The 16,436-nt window shown below is 75.0% G+C and carries 12 protein-coding genes; 7 read left to right on the forward strand and 5 right to left on the reverse strand.

The features are described from left to right. The first annotated feature begins 245 nt into the window (after positions 1-245). Positions 246-956, forward strand: coding sequence for a hypothetical protein (locus tag ACFC1F_RS02505; RefSeq protein ID WP_376155093.1), 711 nt, complete (start codon positions 246-248; stop codon positions 954-956). Between the two features lie 28 nt (positions 957-984). Here the strand turns inward: ACFC1F_RS02505 and ACFC1F_RS02510 are convergent, their stop codons facing one another. Continuing rightward, on the reverse strand, positions 985-3,732 hold the full coding sequence (locus ACFC1F_RS02510; protein ID WP_376155095.1) for a SpoIIE family protein phosphatase: 2,748 nt from the start codon (positions 3,730-3,732) through the stop codon (positions 985-987). A 384-nt stretch (positions 3,733-4,116) separates the two neighbouring features. Between ACFC1F_RS02510 and ACFC1F_RS02515 the strand changes: the two genes are divergently transcribed. The 5 genes from ACFC1F_RS02515 to ACFC1F_RS02535 all read left to right on the forward strand — a co-directional run bounded on the left by ACFC1F_RS02515 (position 4,117) and on the right by ACFC1F_RS02535 (position 10,319). After that, entirely contained in the window at positions 4,117-5,286 is a 1,170-nt protein-coding gene (locus ACFC1F_RS02515) for a rhodanese-like domain-containing protein (RefSeq protein WP_376155096.1), read from the forward strand. A gap of 117 nt (positions 5,287-5,403) precedes the next feature. After that, the gene (locus tag ACFC1F_RS02520; RefSeq protein WP_376155098.1) at positions 5,404-6,063 is read left to right on the forward strand and encodes a DUF5819 family protein; all 660 of its coding nucleotides are present in this window, start codon (positions 5,404-5,406) and stop codon (positions 6,061-6,063) included. Continuing rightward, positions 6,060-7,325 carry an HTTM domain-containing protein gene (locus ACFC1F_RS02525; protein WP_376155100.1) on the forward strand — a complete coding sequence of 422 codons (1,266 nt, stop codon included), beginning with the start codon at positions 6,060-6,062 and terminating at the stop codon, positions 7,323-7,325. Before ACFC1F_RS02520 ends, ACFC1F_RS02525 begins: the two co-directional genes overlap by 4 nt. A 10-nt stretch (positions 7,326-7,335) precedes the next feature. Further along, a complete protein-coding gene (locus ACFC1F_RS02530; protein WP_376155102.1) occupies positions 7,336-9,480 on the forward strand; it encodes an FUSC family protein in 2,145 nt (714 codons plus the stop codon). Between the two features lie 83 nt (positions 9,481-9,563). Continuing rightward, complete coding sequence (locus ACFC1F_RS02535; RefSeq protein WP_209415503.1) at positions 9,564-10,319, forward strand: RNA methyltransferase; 756 nt, start codon at positions 9,564-9,566, stop codon at positions 10,317-10,319. Between the two features lie 32 nt (positions 10,320-10,351). On the opposite strand, the gene ACFC1F_RS02540 is transcribed toward ACFC1F_RS02535, so the two are convergent. From ACFC1F_RS02540 to ACFC1F_RS02555, 4 genes are all read right to left on the reverse strand, one after another. After that, a complete protein-coding gene (locus ACFC1F_RS02540) occupies positions 10,352-11,269 on the reverse strand; it encodes a pyridoxamine 5'-phosphate oxidase family protein (RefSeq protein ID WP_376155104.1) in 918 nt (305 codons plus the stop codon). A gap of 49 nt (positions 11,270-11,318) precedes the next feature. Further along, positions 11,319-11,786, reverse strand: coding sequence for a VOC family protein (locus tag ACFC1F_RS02545; protein WP_209415505.1), 468 nt, complete (start codon positions 11,784-11,786; stop codon positions 11,319-11,321). A 189-nt stretch (positions 11,787-11,975) separates the two neighbouring features. Beyond that, entirely contained in the window at positions 11,976-13,058 is a 1,083-nt protein-coding gene (locus ACFC1F_RS02550) for an XRE family transcriptional regulator (protein WP_376155107.1), read from the reverse strand. Positions 13,059-13,299: 241 nt separating this feature from the next. Next, on the reverse strand, positions 13,300-15,453 hold the full coding sequence (locus ACFC1F_RS02555) for a protease pro-enzyme activation domain-containing protein (RefSeq protein WP_376155109.1): 2,154 nt from the start codon (positions 15,451-15,453) through the stop codon (positions 13,300-13,302). A gap of 374 nt (positions 15,454-15,827) precedes the next feature. Here ACFC1F_RS02555 and ACFC1F_RS02560 point away from each other — a divergent pair, with 374 nt between their 5' ends. Then, on the forward strand, positions 15,828-16,394 hold the full coding sequence (locus ACFC1F_RS02560; protein WP_376155111.1) for a CGNR zinc finger domain-containing protein: 567 nt from the start codon (positions 15,828-15,830) through the stop codon (positions 16,392-16,394). Positions 16,395-16,436: the final 42 nt, after the last annotated feature.

Below are 16,436 nucleotides of genomic sequence, written 5' to 3' on the forward strand. Positions count from 1 at the left end.
ATGGGGGTGTTTCAGGGGTTTATCTCCCCCCAGAGGATGACGGCGATCAACATTTATGCCGATGTGGATTGATTAACCGGCTTCTAATGTTGGAGTGGTCGGGGAAGGCGTTCCGGCTTCGGGGATGGCTTCGGGGATTTGGAGAGACGGTCGTGATTCACAGGACCCACGCGGGGGGCGTGCGAAAGGGGCCGCTGGCTATTGCCGGTGCGGCCGCTGTCGCCGAGTGGGGAACGTTGTTCGGGATGGTGCACGAGCGGTTGCGGGCGAGGAAACTCGCGGCCGTTCCGCTCGCCGTCACGGCGACCGCCCTGATCCTGCTGTTCAGTATCGTGCAGCACCTGCCGGGCGGCGAGCGGTTCGTCACCCACATCGGTGTGGTGAAGGCGGCCCTGCCGCTGGACGTCTCGCTGCTGCGCACACCGCTGTCGCTGTACGTTCCGGCGCTGGACCTGCCGGTCTGGGGGGCGCTGGCCCAGGTCCTCGTGGTGTTCGGCATCGCCGAGATCGTGCTCGGGCGGCGGCTGACCCTGGTGGTGGCCTACACCTGCACCCTGGCCGGGACGCTGTTCGCCCGGGTGGGGGTGGCGATCGGGCCGCACCACCTGTTCGGCTTCCCGAAGTGGGTGGCCTACGTCCGCGACACCGGCCCCTCGGCGGCCGTGGTGGCGCTGGCGATCTGCATCGCGTTCCGCTGCCGGGCCTGGTTCACGGCCGGGCTGGTGGTGGCCCTGATGGTCGGCGAGGCGGTCGTGCTGCCGAACCTCGCGGGCCTGGAGCACGTCGTCGCGGTGATCACCGCGCTGCTGATCGCCGTCTCGGTGGAGGTCTTCGGGGACTTCTGGCCGCGGGTGCTGGCCGGGGTGGGGGCGGCGACCTCGGTGGCCACGGCGGCCTCGATCGAGGTGGCGGCGGAGGCCCGGCGCCGGACGCCGGCGGGCGCGGCCATTCCCTGACGCGCCCGCCCGCACCACCGGGCCGGGTTCAGGCGGGCGGCAGTGGCAGCTCGAACCAGACCACCTTGCCGACCGCCTTGCGGGCGGTGCCCCAGCGCTCGGCGAGCTTGGTGACCAGGGTCAGGCCGCGGCCGGTCTCGCCCAGCTGCTCGGCCGGCTCCAGGGACGGCAGGTTGTGGTTGTCGTCGCTGACCTCGACCAGCAGCTTGTCCACCCGGATCAGCTGGAGCTGGACGCGGTCCCTGGCCACCCGGACGGCGTTCGTCACCAGCTCGCTGACCAGCAGCTCGGTGGTGTCGGCGAGGGCGTCCAGGTGCCAGCCCGCCAGCTGCTCGCGGACCAGCGCGCGGGCCCGGCGGACCTCGCGGTGGTCCACGGTGAGGTCCCAGGTGGCCACCTCGGTCGGCGCGACGCCGTCGAAGCGGGCCACCAGCAGGGCGACGTCGTCCTTGCGGTCGTCCGAGTGCAGCCGCTCCAGCACCACGTCGCAGGCCTGCTCGGGGCTCTGCCGGGGGTCGATCAGGTTGCCGCAGAGCGCGGCCAGCCCTGCTCCTATGTCGCCGCCCCGGACCTCGACCAGGCCGTCGGTGCAGAGCACCAGCATCGAGCCGTCCGTGACCTCGATGGTCTTGGCGACGAACGGCACCCCGCCGACGCCGATCGGCGCGCCGGCCGGGATCTCCAGCAGCTCGCCGCTGCCGTCCGGGTGCACCAGGACCGGCGGCACGTGGCCGGCGCTGGCCAGCTCGCACGTCCGGTTGATCGGGTCGTAGACCGCGTACAGGCAGGTGGCGAGGTGGTCGTCGCCCAGCTTGTGGGCCAGGTTGTCCAGGTGCCGCAGCAGCTGGCCGGGCGGCAGGTCGAGGGCGGCCAGGGTCTGCATCGCGGTGCGGAAGCGGCCCATCGCCGCGGCCGAGTGCAGTCCGTGGCCCATCACGTCGCCGACCACCAGGGCGACCCGGCTGCCGGGCAGCTGGATGGCGTCGAACCAGTCGCCGCCGACCTCGGCCTTGGAGTCGCCCGGCAGGTAGCGGTGGGCGATCTGCACGCCGGGGATCTGCGGCGGCCGGGTCGGGATCATCGAGCGCTGCAGGGTGGTGGCGACCTTGGACTCGGCGCGGTGCAGCCGGGCGTTGTCCAGCGACAGCGCGGCGCGGGCGGCCAGCTCCTTGAGGGTGGCGGCGTCGCCCTCGTCGAAGGGGGCCCGGTCGGGCAGCCGGAGCAGCTTGAGGATGCCGAGCACGGTGCCCCGGGCGGAGAGCGGCACCACCAGCATCGAGCGCCCGGTGACCACCGAGGCGAGCCGGGGGCCGCCCAGCGCGGCGGCGTAGTCCACCGCGACGTCCTGGCTGACCACCGGGACCAGGACGGGCTGGTTCAGCTGGAGGGCCATGCCGGGCGGGGTGCGGCGCGGCATGGCGACCAGGGAGCCCTCGGCGAGGACGTGGTCCCACTGGCCGGCGGACTCGTTGGAGACCAGGGCGACCCGGCGCAGCATCGTGTCGTCGTCCGGCCGGGCCTCGGGCAGCTCGGAGTCGGAGATCAGGCCGTCCACCAGGTCGACGCAGGCGAAGTCGGCGACCCGGGGGACGAGCACCTGGCAGAGCTCGCGCGCGGTGAAGCCGAGGTCCAGCGTGGTGCCGACCTTGCCGCCGACCTCGTTCAGCAGCGCCAGCTGTTCGCCGGCCTGGCCGTTGGTGAGGAACGGGCCGAGCCGCCCGGCGGGCGGGGCGGCGCCGTCCGCCCCGGCGGGGGAGGGGACGGTCGGGAGTGGGGCCTGGTCGCCCCGACGGGCCTGGTGGCCGTTGGCGGACGACTCGACGGCGGCCTGCTCGATGGTGGCGCCTCCTCTGGGCGGGGCCGGGACGGACGGGGCTGCCGCGGGCGTGCCGCTCACGGGGCCGGCGGGCCGGGCGGGCCGGTCGGCGGTCTCGCGCTGGGCGGGCAGCGGGCCGGGCGGGCGCCGGCCGGGCGCGGGCTGCTCGGGCTGCGGCGGCGGTCCCAGCCGGGCGGCGCGCTGCTGGGCGGTCGGGTAGCGGCGGCCGATCCCGGCGGCCGCGTGCGCGGCGCCGGTCGGCGGGTCGGCGGGCAGGACGGGCAGCACGGTGGCCGGGTCCAGCCGCAGGGCGGGCAGTCCGGCCCGGACCAGCCCGTCGAGCAGCTGCTCCCGGTGGCCGGCGGGGCCGGCCGGCAGCAGCCGGGCGAGCGGCTCCGGCAGCGGGCGGCCGGGCGGGGTCAGGGTGGCGGAGAGCCGGTGGAAGCCGCCCCGGGCGGCGGGGGCGGCGGCGAACGGCAGCAGGCGCTCGCCGAGGGCCAGTCGCGGGCCCGCCGTGCGCAGCGGGCGGGCGTCGGCGGCCAGGGCCAGCAGGCCGCCGCCGGCCTGCGGGTAGGCCCACCAGAGCACGTCGCGCAGGTGCTCCTCGCGGTCGACGACCGGCATCTGCCCGGCCCAGGGACGGCCTTCGCCGGTCAGCGCGGCCAGGGTGTCCAGCGCGTCGCAGCGGCGGCGGGCGGCGGTGGCGGCCGGGACGGGGAGGCTGCGCGGTTCGACGGCGGGCAGCAGGCCGGTGGCGGGGCGGTCGCGGACGACCTCGGCGCGGTGCCCGAAGAGCTCCTCGGCGGCGCGGCTCCACTGCGCGATCCGGCCGGACCGGTCGACCAGCACGAGGGCGAGCCGCACCTGGGCGACCACGCCTGACGGCTGGTCACCCGGGGCGGCCGCGGGCTCGGCGGCGGCGGCCGCCGGAAGCGGTGTGGAGTTGGGCTCGTCCACCATGGATTCGGTCTGCTCCCGCCTGGCCGCCACGCCTGGAGGCGGCCGTCTCTCTGGAGGAAGGCACGCTGTTGCGGATACCAGCGAAGCACGGACAGGGTCGGGCTCGATAGCGAAACGGGGAGATTCATCAGTATCAGTTGCGCGTGACGGCGCGAGCGGGCGCGACGGGCCGACGATCTGGCGCACGGACACCGGTCCGCACTCCCCGTCCACCCGGTCGGAGCAGCGCGCGCGAGGGTAGGGTGGGCGGCCGGGCCGCCCGGGGCGCGGGTGCGCCGTACCGGGACGGTCGCCCGCGGGCGGGCCGGCCGGACGGGCCGCACGCCCCGTACGGGCCGGACCACCGGCACGACCAGGACGACCAGGACGAGACAGAGGCGAGAAGTGACCGCGCAGATCCCCGTCCGCTGGACCGACCCGGAGCAGCAGGAGCTGGAGGAGCGGGTCGCCGCCTCCGAGCTCGCCTGGCTCACCATGGACGTCGACGTGCAGACGCTGCGGGTCGAGATCGACAACTTCGCCCTGATCCACCACCAGCTGCTCGGCCCGCTCTACGCCCGGCTGGACGAGCTGGACGCGCTGATCGCCGAGACGGTGGCCGCCCGGACCGGGCACCCGGAGGACCTCCGGCAGGCCGCCGAGGCGCGCCGGCGGGTGGACGAACTCCCCGACCTGGACGCCCTGTTCGACAGCGTGCAGGAGCAGGAGGCGGCGCCGCCGGCCGCGCCGGCCCGGGTGCGGCCCGGCCGGGAGGCCCAGCGGATCTACCGCGACCTCGTCCGCCGCGCGCACCCCGACCTGACCACCGACCCGGCCGAGCAGGAGCGCCGGGCCGCGTTCCTCGCCCGGGTCAACGAGGCCTACGCGTACGGCGACAGCGCCGCGCTGGAGGGCCTGGCCGCCGAGTGGTCCACCGCCCCGGAAGCGGCGCCCGCGCAGGACTCCCCCGACCGGCTCGGCTGGCTGCGCCGGCGGCTGGAGTGGCTCAACGCCAAGATCACCGCGACCGCCACCGAACAGGTGCGGCTGGAGAACACCGCGATGGGCCAGCTGCTCGCCCTCGCCCCGCAGGACCCGGACGGGCTGCTGGAGGAGCTGGCCGAGCAGCTGCTCGCCAAGGCCGCCGCCCAGCAGGCCGAGCTGGAGCGGCTGCTCGGCGCGGCCGGGGAGCGGCCGCCGGTGGGGGACAATGGCGGTGCCGAGACCGAGCCCCAGGAGAGCCAGACGATGTTCGCCCAGATCCCCACCACCGACGCCGCCTCCGTGCCCGCCGACGCCGCTCTGCTGGACGTCCGCGAGCAGGACGAATGGGACGCCGGGCACGTGGACGGCGCGCTGCACATCCCGATGGGCCAGCTGGTCGCGCGGATCGGCGAGCTGCCGGACGAGAAGCTGTACGTGCTCTGCCGGGTCGGCGGACGCTCCGCGCAGGTCGTCCAGTACCTGGTGCAGAACGGCCGGGACGCGGTCAACGTGGACGGCGGCATGTACGCCTGGGAGGGCGCCGGCCGGCCGATGGTGAGCGGCGGCGGCCAGGACGCGTACGTTCTGTAGTCCCCGGCGGCTCCCCCGCCCGCGGTAGGGCAGGATGGGCGCGCGACCGACCCGGGACGGGACCGGCGGCGCCCGTCCGGGTGGGGACACCTCCCGGCCGACGGCTGGGGAGGGTGCATGGCCGAGGGTGCGCAGGCCCCGTCCGGTGGCAGGGTCTGGTCGAGGCCGGCGCTGGCCGTGCTCGTCACGGCCGCCGCGGTGCTGGTCACGGGCACCGGGCTCTTCCTCGCGGCGGTGTTCCTGCACGTCGCCCCGGCCAACTCGCTCTCCCGCGAGTACCGGGAGCAGGTCGACGGCGTGGTGTACCCGGAGTTCGAGCAGAACTGGAAGCTGTTCGCGCCCAACCCGCTCCAGCAGAACGTCAGCCTGGACGCCAGGGTCCGTACCGTCGTGGACGGCGGCGCCACCCGGACCCACGACTGGGTCGGGCTGACCGCCCGGGACATCGCCGCGATCCGCGGCAACCCGGCGCCCAGCCACGCCGACCAGAACCTGCTGCGCCGGGCCTGGGACTTCTACGAGGGCTCGCACAGCGCGCAGGACGACTCCCTGACCAACCCGCGCGGCAAGCTCGCCGAGGAGTACCTCAAGCGGATCGCGCTGCAGCGGTTCGGCCGCGCTTGCGACGGCGAGCGGATCATGGAGATCGAGTTCCGGGTGACGGCCGCGACCGTGCCGCCGCCGGGCTGGAGCGGGGAGGCCGCGCCGCCCGCGCCGAAGGTCCGGGAGCTGCCGTGGTGGCCGGTCAACGACGAGGACTACCGGGGGCTCGGGTGAACGGGACGGCGCCGGACGAACTGCTGCCGGCCGAGGTCCCCCCGCAGCCCGAGCCCGCCCCGGCGGCACCCGCGCCGGGCTCCGGCCCCGGTGTCGGGGAGCTGTGCGCGCGTGCCTTCGGCGCGTTCACCGGCCAGGTGCTCGGGCGCCACCAGGCGGCGGCGGTGCGGATCGGCTTCGGCCTGGTCTGGCTGGCCCACCTGCTCCGCGAGTGGCCCAACCGCCGGCTGCTGTACGGCGACACCTCGCCCTGGTCGCTCGACCTGGCCGAGCGGCTGCTCGCCGACAACGGCGCGCTGACGGTGCTGCCCTGGTTCGGCGGGCGGCTCTGGTTCGAGCTGGTCTACCACCTGGCGGTGCTGGCCGCCGTCGCGGTGGTGCTCGGCTGGCGGACCAGGGCGAGCAGCGTGCTGTTCATGGTCACCGTGCTGTCGCTGCAGAACCGCAACGTCTTCCTCGGCGACGGCGGCGACAACGTGGTCCACCTGATGGCGCTCTACCTGGTCTTCACCCGCTGCGCCGAGGTCTGGTCGCTGGACGCCCGGCGCCGCGCGCCCGGCCGGACCGGGGTGGTGCTCTGGGCGCTGCTCGGCGCGGTCCTGCTGGTCTGCCAGCTCGGCGGCTTCGCCGGGGCGGGCCTGACCTGGACGGCCGACACCTTCCCGTACGTCGGCTGGTCGCCGGTGTTCTGGGGCCTCTGGGCGGTGGCCGGGCTCTGGTGGGCGCTCGGCCGGCTGCGGCCGGACGGCGAGCCGCGGGCGGTGCTGGACGCGCTGGCGACCATGGTGCACAACTGCGCGATGCTGGTGATCGCCGCCGAGGTGGTGCTGATCTACGCCACCGCCGGCTGGTACAAGGTGCAGGGCTCGCGCTGGCAGGACGGCACCGCGCTCTACTACCCGCTGCACCTGGACTACTTCACCCCCTGGCCGTGGCTCTCCGGGCTGGTCGCCTCGGCCCTGCTGCCGGTCTTCCTGATCTCGTACGGGACGGTGATCCTCCAGGTCGCGTTCCCGTTCACGCTGGTCAGCCGGAGGGTCAAGAACGTCCTGCTGATGGTGATGATGGCCGAGCACCTGGGGATCGCGGTGCTGCTCGGGCTGCCGGTGTTCTCGCTGGCCATGGTCGCGGCGGACGCGGTCTTCCTGCCGACGGCGGCGCTGGTCTGGGCGGCCGCGCGGGTCGCGGGCGCGGGGGCACGGGCCGGGGGCGTGGCCGCGCGGATCCGGGGCTTGCGGTCCCCTCGGGAGCCCCTCCCCTAAGCTGACCGTTATGTCCTGGTTCGCCGCACTCCGAGACACCGCGCGGACCGGACTGACGCTCGACCGGGCGCTCACCGACCCCAAACGGGCGGCCCGCGGCGCCGTCGCCGTCGCCCTGGTGCTCTTCCCGACCCTGGCGGTGGGCGGGCCACGGCTCGCCACCTCGGCCGCGATGGGCGCCTTCATCGCCGGGACGGCCACCTTCCAGCGCAGCTTCCGGCCCCGGGCCTCACTCGCCGTCGCGGCCGGGATCGGGCTCGGCACCAGCACCTTCCTCGGCTACCTGGCCGCCGGGGTGCCCGGGGCGTTCCCCGCGCTGCTCGCCCTCTGGGCCTTCGGCGCCGGCCTGGCCTGGGCGGTCGGGCCGACCGCCGGGGTGGTCGCGGCCAACACCCTGGCGGTGATGCTGGTCGTGGTCCAGCTGCCGGTCAGCGCGCTCGCCGCGTTCGGCCACGGGCTGGTCTGCTCGCTCGGCGGCCTCGCCCAGGCGGCCGTCATCACGCTCTGGCCGATCGGCAGCTGGACCGTCCAGCGCGAGGCGCTCGCCGACACCTACGCCGAACTCGCCGACTACGCCCGCCGGCTGCGCCAGGACCCGACCGCGCACGTCGACCCGGCGCCGTTCATGACGGCCCGGCGCGCGGCCGCGCTGACCCCCTGGCAGGACCGCCACCGGCCGCCCGAGATGCGCGGCCTGCGCGGCGTCGCCGAACGGATCCGCCCCACCCTCGCCGCACTCGCCGACCCCAAGGTGGGCGCCCCCGAGGAGGGCCCCGAACGCGACCGGGCGCGGGCCGTCCTGGCCGCCGCGGCCGAGGCGATGGACGCCCTGGCCAAGGCCGTCCGCACCGGCGATCCGCTGCAACTGCCGCGTTCGGCGCCCGCGCTCACGCTGGCCGTCCCGGTCGAGGGCCCGGAGCTCCGGGGCGCCGCCCGCCGGGCCGCCCGACGGCTGGCCGGTCTGCTCCGCAAGGCCGCCGACACCCTGGAACGCGGCGACGAGGACACCATCAGCACCCCCGTGGTCGGGACCGGCGGGGCGCTGCGCAAGCCGCCGCTCTTCCGGATGCTGCCGGTCGCCGCCCGCGCGCTGGGCCGCCAGCTCCAGCCGCGCTCGGCCGTCTTCCAGCACGCCGTCCGGCTCACCGCGGTGGTCACCCTCGCCTACCTGCTGGCCCGGCTGGCCGGCTTCGAGCACGGCTACTGGGCGCCGATGACCGCCGCCATGGTGATGCGGCCCGACTTCGCGCAGACCTACAGCCGGGGCGTGGCCCGGCTGGCCGGGACGACGGTCGGCGTCGCCGTCTCCACCCTGGTGGTGCAGCTCGCCCACCCCGGCGAGTGGGTGCTGGCCGCGCTCGCGGTGCTCTGCATCGGCGTCGCCTACCTGACGCTGCGCACCGGCTATGCGCTGATGACGGTCGGCGTCTCCTCGTACGTGGTCTTCCTGCTCGGGTTGCAGGCCGGGAACCCGCTGGTCACCGCCGTGGAGCGGGTCGGGCTGACGCTGCTCGGCGGGTCGGTCGCGCTGCTCGTCTACGCGCTCTTCCCGACCTGGCAGACCGCCCGGCTCGGCGAGCGGCTGGCCGAGTGGCTGGCCGCCGCCGGGCGTTACGCGGCCGCCGTGCTCGACGTCTACGAGCACCCGGCGGCGCCGCGCGGGCGGGAGGTCCGCGCGGCGCTGCTGGACTCCCGGGAGGCCCGCTCCGAGCTGCTCCAGGCGATGCAGCGGGCCGACGCCGAACCCGGCCGGCACGCCTCCGGGCTGCCCGGGGTGAGCCGCCGCCAGCTCGACCGGGCCCGCGCCGCGGTCGGCCACCTCGGGCGGGTCGCCGTGCTGCTGGAGGCCCACCTGCCGGTCGCCGACGCCGAACCGGTGCCCGGGACGGCCGAGTTCGCGGAGGAGCTGCGGCTGGCCACCGCGCTGGCGGCGGCCGCACTGCTCACCGACCGGCCGGTGGAGTTCGGCGCGGTGCGGGAGGCGCACGTCCGGCTGGAGGAGCGGCTCGCGGCGGCGCCGGCGAGTGTGCAGCGGGACGTCGTGCGCTCCAGCGCCCGGCTGCTGCTCCAGGCACTGAGGGACCTGGAACGGGCGCTGCGCGGGGGCGGGACCGCCACGCCGACGCAGTACGGGCAGGAGTCGACGGCGCGTTAGGCGGCGAGCCGTCAGGTGGTCCGTCGGGCGGCCCGCCCGGGGGCGTGCGGGCGCCCCCGGGGCGGGGTGGCAGAGTGAGCGGCATGAACGACGAGCTGGTGCGGGCCTGGCGGGAGGGCGCCGGGGCGCCCGGGACGGTGCTGCTGGACGGCTTCCACGCGCTGAAGCACGCGCTGCGCTTCGGCGGGGACGTCCGGCAGGTGCTCACCGCCGACCGGGCGGCTCTGCTGGCGCTCGCCGCCGAGCTGGCCGCGGACGTGGTGCCCGCCCTGGACGGCCTGGCGGCCGAGCTGCCGGAGGCGGAGCTGCGGGCGCTGGTCCCGCGGCTGCACCCGACCGGCGTGATCGCGCTGGCCGCCCGGCCCACCACCGGCTCCAACCTGGCCGCGCTCGCCCGGCAGCCCCGGACGGCGCCGGTCGTGCTGCTGGAGAACCCGCGCAACCTGGGCAACGTCGGCGCGGTGATCCGGCTGGCGGCCGGCTTCGGGGCCACCGGCGTGGTGACCACCGGCGACCTGGACCCCTGGCACCCGACGGTGGTCCGGGGCAGCGCCGGCCTGCACTTCGCCACCGCCGTCGAGCGGCTGGCGCTGCCGGAGCTCCCGGACGGCCCGCTCTACGTCCTGGACCCGGAGGGGGCGGACGTGCGGACGGTGGCCTTCCCGGACGACGCGCTGCTCGCCTTCGGCACCGAGCGCCACGGGGTCTCGGACGAGCTGAAGGCGCGCGCCGACCGGCTGGTCGCGGTGCCGATGCAGCCCGGGGTCTCCAGCTTCAACCTGGCGACCAGCGTCGCGATGGGGCTCTTCCACTGGATGTCGGGACGCCCGCCGCGGTGACCTGCCGCCGCTGCGGCGGGCCGGACGCCGGGTCAGGCGGCGGCGGGCGGGTTGGCGGGCGAGTACTCGGGGTCGGTCCAGGTCAGCGGAGTGGCGTCGGCCAGTTCGAGGACGCCGGTGACGGTGAGGTCGACCACCCGCTCGGCGCCCGGCAGGCCGGCCGCGGCCTGCTCGGACCAGTCGGTCCGGGCCTCGCCGGTGATCAGCAGCGCCCCTCCGGTCTCGAAGTCCGGCAGCAGCAGCCCGGCGCGCGGGTCGAGCTCCAGGTTGCCGAGGGTCATGAACATGCTGTTGCCGGCGTACTCGGGCCAGCTGAGCCGGTCCGGTCCGAGCACCCGGAGGAAGCCGGGGTTGCCGCCCCGGTGCGAGGCGTCGACCCTTCCGTCCGGGCCGGCCGTGGCGACGAAGAAGGTGTCGGCGGTGGCCACCGCCAGCTGCTGGGCGGTGGAGAGGGCCGGTCCGGAGGCCACCGCGTGCGGGGTGCCCGCGGCCGGCCGCACCAGCGGGCTGCGGCGCTGGATGTACTTCGGGCAGTTGGCGTACACCTGGTCGGCGGCGATCACCAGGCCGCCCCGGCCGTCCGGTGCGGAGCGGCCGTTGAGCCGCATCCGGCGCCGGCCGGCCGGGTCCAGTGCGATGGTGCCGACCTCGGCCGGCCCGGCCAGGACGGCGGCCAGCGGGTCGTCCCCGGCCGGGCGGGCCGCCACCGCGAGGGTCCGCTCGTCGGGGGCTTGGAGGAAGCCGGGCTCGCCGGTGAGCTGGGTGGCCCAGAGCCTGCCGTCGGCGTCGGCGGCGCCCACCACCAGGATCCGCCGCTCGGCCAGGAACCGGGCGGCCACGGCGGGGATGGTGCCGCCGATCGCGCGGCCCGAGTGGTCGGCCCGGTCGCTGCGGCCGGCCCGGGCCTGCACCGCGCGCTCGCCCGGGTGGTACGGCGTGCTGCCGGTCATGGCGTGCCTCCTGTGCTGGCGGGGTGAGTGGCCCGGGTCGGGCCGGGTTCTAGAAGAAACCGCAGGTCGGGGCGGACTCGGTGGGGGCGGTGGCCTCGGTCTCGTCCACGCCCTTGGGGGTGTAGACCTCCAGCCGGATGCCGTCCGGGTCGGTGAAGAAGATCCCGCCGGAGGCCGAGCCCTCGCGGTGCGGGACGACGCCCTCGTACGCGAACTCGGCGCCCAGCTCGCGCAGCACCTGCTCGGCGGCGCGGACCTCGTCCAGCGAGTCGACCTGGAAGGAGAGGTGGTGCAGGCCGGGCGCGGAGCCGGCGAAGGTACCGGTGCTCTGCTGCCAGAGCGTGATCAGCAGCCGGCCGTCGCGGCCCAGGAAGGCGAAGCGGCGGTCCGGGTCGGTGCCCTCGTTGACCAGCTCCAGGCCGAGGGCGCGCCGGTAGAAGGCCACCGAGCGGTCGAGGTCGGTCACGTTCAGGCCCACGTGGCCGGTCTGCAGGGTGCTGGTGATGGTGCTGGACATGCCTGATCACTCCCGTGGCTCGGACGTCCGCGGACGCCGGGATCTAACCGTCTCTATTGAGGTTAGGGGTTAGATAATGAGGGCGTCAACCGACACGCGGGCACGAAGGGGTTAGGGGTGAAGTGTCGGTAACATGACAAGAAAGCTCGCGGACCCGGCGTCGCACGGGCGCCGGGGGCGCGGTCGGGACTACTCCCACTCCCAGCGGATGCCGACGAGGCCGGGCTGCTGGTCGGGGGCGAGCACGTGGGCACTGGCCGAGGCGCCGATCCAGAGCTGCTCACGGCGGCGGTCGACCTCCGCGCCCGGGGCGCGGTCGTAACGCTCGCAGTGGGCGGGCACGGCCGCCGGGTCGAAGTGCACCTGCAGCACGTACTCGCGGACCGGGACCGCGAAGCGGCGGCTGTACTCCATGGTCGGGGCACCGCCCGACGGGATCTCCACCTCGTACTCGAAGACCGTGCTGTCACCGAGCGCGAGCGGGCGGTCCAGCATGATCTCGCCGACCACCAGCCCGGCCTCCGGGCGGCGGCGGACCCGGCCGAGCCGGCCGTGCCGGACCGCGGTGATCTCCGGGCAGCCGGAGGCCTCCTCGTCGGCCATGTGCACGACCAGGCAGCGGGCCACCCCGCCGACGGTGGCGCGGACGACCTGGCGCATCCGCAGCAGGTTGCCGCGCCGCTCGGAGTCCACGTAGTACGAGTCGTGGATGGAGAGCCGCTCCAGCTCGCCGGCCGGCGGGGCGTCCAGCTCGGCGAACACGTCCGCGATCTTCTGCTCGCCCGGCCAGATGTCCTCCAGCCGCAGGTGTGCGGTGGTGGCGGCGGCGGCCCAGCGGCCGCGCGGGCGGGGCGGGCCGAGCAGCGCGGACAGGGTGGAGTGCGGCAGGCCGAGCAGCTCCTCCAGCAGGAGGACGGCGCGCAGCGAGCTGGCCCGTTCGGGCTGGCTGCGGCCGCGGCGCCAGTAACTCAGAGTGGTGACGCTGACCCTGACCCCACGTTGGGCGAGGGCGGCGCGGATCCGGTCCAGGCTCAGGCCGCTGGCCTCGATCGCCAGGTTCAGGGCGTCGGCGAAGCCCCCGGCCGGCGCGGGGCGGCCGGCGGCGGCCGCTGCGGCGGCGGGTGCCGGGACGGGTGCCGGAGCGGCGGGCGGGACCGGAGCAGCGGGCGGGACCGGTGCGGCGGGCGGGACCGGCGCGGCGGCGGGTGCGGGCGCACCGGGGCGCGGGCCGACCAGCCGCAGCCGGGCGTCCTGGGGGTTTTGCGAGCCCATTCGGTTACCTTCCCCAGCAGGCGGGTTCGGCGCAACCGGTCCGGCGCCGAGGCGCGCCGTCAGCGGCTTCACCGAGCTGTGGGGAACCCTATGCACGGTCGAGAGGCTACGTCATCAGTCGTGCGTATGACAGTAGTCACGAGTGTTCGACCACAGGGTTAGCGATCCGGAAACACTGTGGAAACACGCCGCCGGGGCGGTCCCTCTGCGGGACCGCCCCGGCGGGGTGGGGGTGGGGTGGTCAGGAGACGTTGAGCGCGGCGTCGTCGATCACGAAGCTGGTCTTCAGCGAGGAGTCCTCGGTGCCGGTGAACTTGACCGTCACCGTCTGGCCGGCGAAGGCCGAGAGGTCGAAGGACTTCTGGACGAAGCCGGTGGCCGCGTTGGCGTTCGACAGGGTGGTCAGCGTGGTCGAGCCGGCCTGGACGGTCAGCTTGTCGTACGCGGTGCTGCCGGTCTCGGCGGTGTCGACGTGCACCCAGAACGAGAGGGTGGCCTTGCAGCCGGCCGGGATCGAGACGGTCTGCGACAGGGTGTCGGTGTGGGCGCTGCCGTAGCCGTCCATCCAGGCCTTCCAGGAGCCGCCGTGCGCGGCCTCACCGGTGCCGTTGTCGACCACGCCGCTGGACGCCGTCCACGGCGCGGCGGTGCCGGTCTCGAAGCCGCCGTTGCCGATCAGCTGGGCCGGGGTGCAGCCGCCGGACGGCGGCGGGGTGGTGCCGCCGAGCAGCGCGGTGTTCAGGGCGTCCGCGATCGGGCTGCCCCAGCCGGTGACCTGGTCGTACCCGGCCTTGGTGGAGAAGTCCTGGTTCTTGCCGGTGGTGACGTCGTGGAACGTCGTGCCGTAGCTGCTGCTGTTGGCGACCGCGTACAGCTTCGGGCTCGCCTCGCCGAGGACCGGCTGCCCGGCGGCCTTGGCCTTCTGGTTGAACTGGGCGGCGTAGCCGGACCAGAGCGGTGCGGCGGCGCTGGTGCCGCCGTAGACCTGCCAGCCGCCGGTGGTGTAGATCGCGAAGCCGCTGGCCGGGTCGGCGTTGGAGGAGACGTCCGGGACGGTGCGCATGGTGCCGCTCACACCGGTGCCGGTCTGCCAGCTCGGCTTGGCGAAGACGGTGGAGACGCCGCCGCCGGCGGTGCTCCAGGCGCTCTCCGAGGAGTAGGCGTTGCCGGAGACCTTGAGGTTGGTGCCGCCGACGCCGGTCTGGTGCGGGCTGGACGCCGGGAAGTCGACCGCCTTGACGGTGGAGCCGCTGGTGGAGCGGGTGCAGTCGCGGGAGCCGTCGTCGCCGGAGGCCGAGAAGATTGAGATGCCCTGGGCGGCGGCCTGCTTGAAGGAGTTGTCGACCGCCGTCATCGAGGAGGCGGTGGTGTCGGGCTCGCAGGAGCCCCACGAGATGGAGATGACCGAGACCCGGTTGTCGGCGACGATCTGGGCGGCCATGTCGATCTCGCCCTGGTCGCTGTTGGGGGCCTCGTAGACCAGCTGGGTCGCCTTGGGGGCGACACCGCGGACGATCTCGCTGTCCAGCTCGACCTCGCCCTGGCCCTCGCCCGGCTTGGAGTCGTAGTTGGCGCCGTCGACCGAGACGGTGGAGACGGCCGGGCCGGTCAGGCCGTACTGCGAGTCGTACGTCTTCAGGTTGGTGGAGCTGTAGCCGTCGAACTCCCAGAGGGCGACGGTGACCCCGGTGCCGTCGGCGCCGGTCTTGTCGAGGTTGTAGGCGCCGTTGTACTGGCCCGGGCCGAAGCCGCTCGGGGCGGCGGTGGTCGCGTTCGGCGTGGTGCCCGGCTTCACGTTCCGGGTGGTCCGGACGGTGTGGTTGTTCAGGCCGGATATGCCCTGCACCACGTCGGCCAGATCCGCCGGGACGGACGCGGCGGCGTCGTTGGCGAAGAAGGTGCGCTGCTGCTGCGGGTCGACGTAGGCGCTCTCGTGGGTGCCGAACGCCTTGGCGATCTGCTCGGCGGTGCCGTGCGCGTTGACCACCTGGCGGTTGTCGCTGACGCTCCCGACGGTCAGGCCCTGGGCGGCGAGGTACGCCTTGACCTGCTCGACGCCCGCCTGGGTCGGGCCGAAGCGCTCGGTGAACTGCTGCGGCGTCAGGTAGCGGCCGTACTCCGGGGTGCCGGGGGTGGCGACCGCGGTGAGGAAGCGGTCCAGCTCGGCCGTGTTGCGCAGCTTGAGGCTGACCGCCACGGAGAGCTGCTGGTCGGCGGGGACGTCGCCCTTCTTCTCGGAGTGGGCCACCGCGGGGGTCACGGTGTTCGGCAGCGAGACGCGGGGCGCGGCGGCGTTGGGGTTCGGGGCCGCCTGGGCGGCGGTGACGCCGAGCGAGACGGCGGTCAGCGGCAGGACGGCAAGGGCCGCGGCAAGGGCAAGGGAGCGGGGGCGCACGGAATCCTCCTCTGGCCGGCGTGTGGGGGCCGGCAGGGGCCAGGGCGTCGCTGGGGTGAGACGCTGGCTAGAACATGTCAGAAGGAGTGCGGTAATTGGCTCATGGTCAAGCAATCCGTTGCTAAAAAACAGTCAACTGTGGAGAACCGAATGGAGGCTGCTCCATACAGTTAAAGGCCGGAATTCCGGCCGCAAACCTGACGGCAAATCCTGACTGCATACCTGACTGCATGCCGGATCGCGTACCTGGCGGGATGCCCGGCCGTATGCCCGGCCGGAACTCGGGTCGGGGCGGTCCGGCCCCTTCCGGGCGAATTCGGGGCAGACCGGGCCGGACGTAGAATCGGGTACCGGGCGCGACCGAGGGAGAACCGATGACGGACCGGAAAGCAGACCCGCGGGACCCGCGCCCGCTGCTCGGCGAACCGCTCTCGCTGGACCTGCTGAACACCCGATGGGCGGGCACGCCGGTCAACGACCTGCTGGCCGGACCCGACGGCTACGGGATCTGGCTCTCCTCCGCCGGGCTGGCCGGGCGCTGCGGGGCCGACGACTCCGGGCTCGGCCCCCTGCTGGAGGCGCGGGACGCGCTGGCGGCGGTCGTCCGCGACCTCGACGAGCACGGTGCGCCCGGGGCGGTGGCGGTGGCCGGGCTGAACGAGGTGCTGCGGCACGGGCGGCTGCGGCGGGAGCTCGGTCCGCAGGGGCCGACCGAGCAGGTCGAGGTGGACCGGCCGCAGTGGCTGGCGGCCTGGCTGGCGGCGGACGACCTGCTCGGCCTGCTCGGCCAGGGGGCGCACCGGATCAAGAAGTGCGCGCACGAGGCCTGCATCCTGCACTTCTTCGACACGTCGCAGAACGGGCGGCGGCGGTGGTGCTCGATGGCGGTGTGCGGGAACCGGGCCAAGGCGGCGCGGCACTACGAGAAGGCGAAGGCCTGAGCCGGTGCGGGCGCGGGGCCGCCCCATGAGGGGCCGGGCCCC

It is taken from the genome of Kitasatospora sp. NPDC056181 (assembly GCF_042266225.1).
Lineage (GTDB): Bacteria > Actinomycetota > Actinomycetes > Streptomycetales > Streptomycetaceae > Kitasatospora.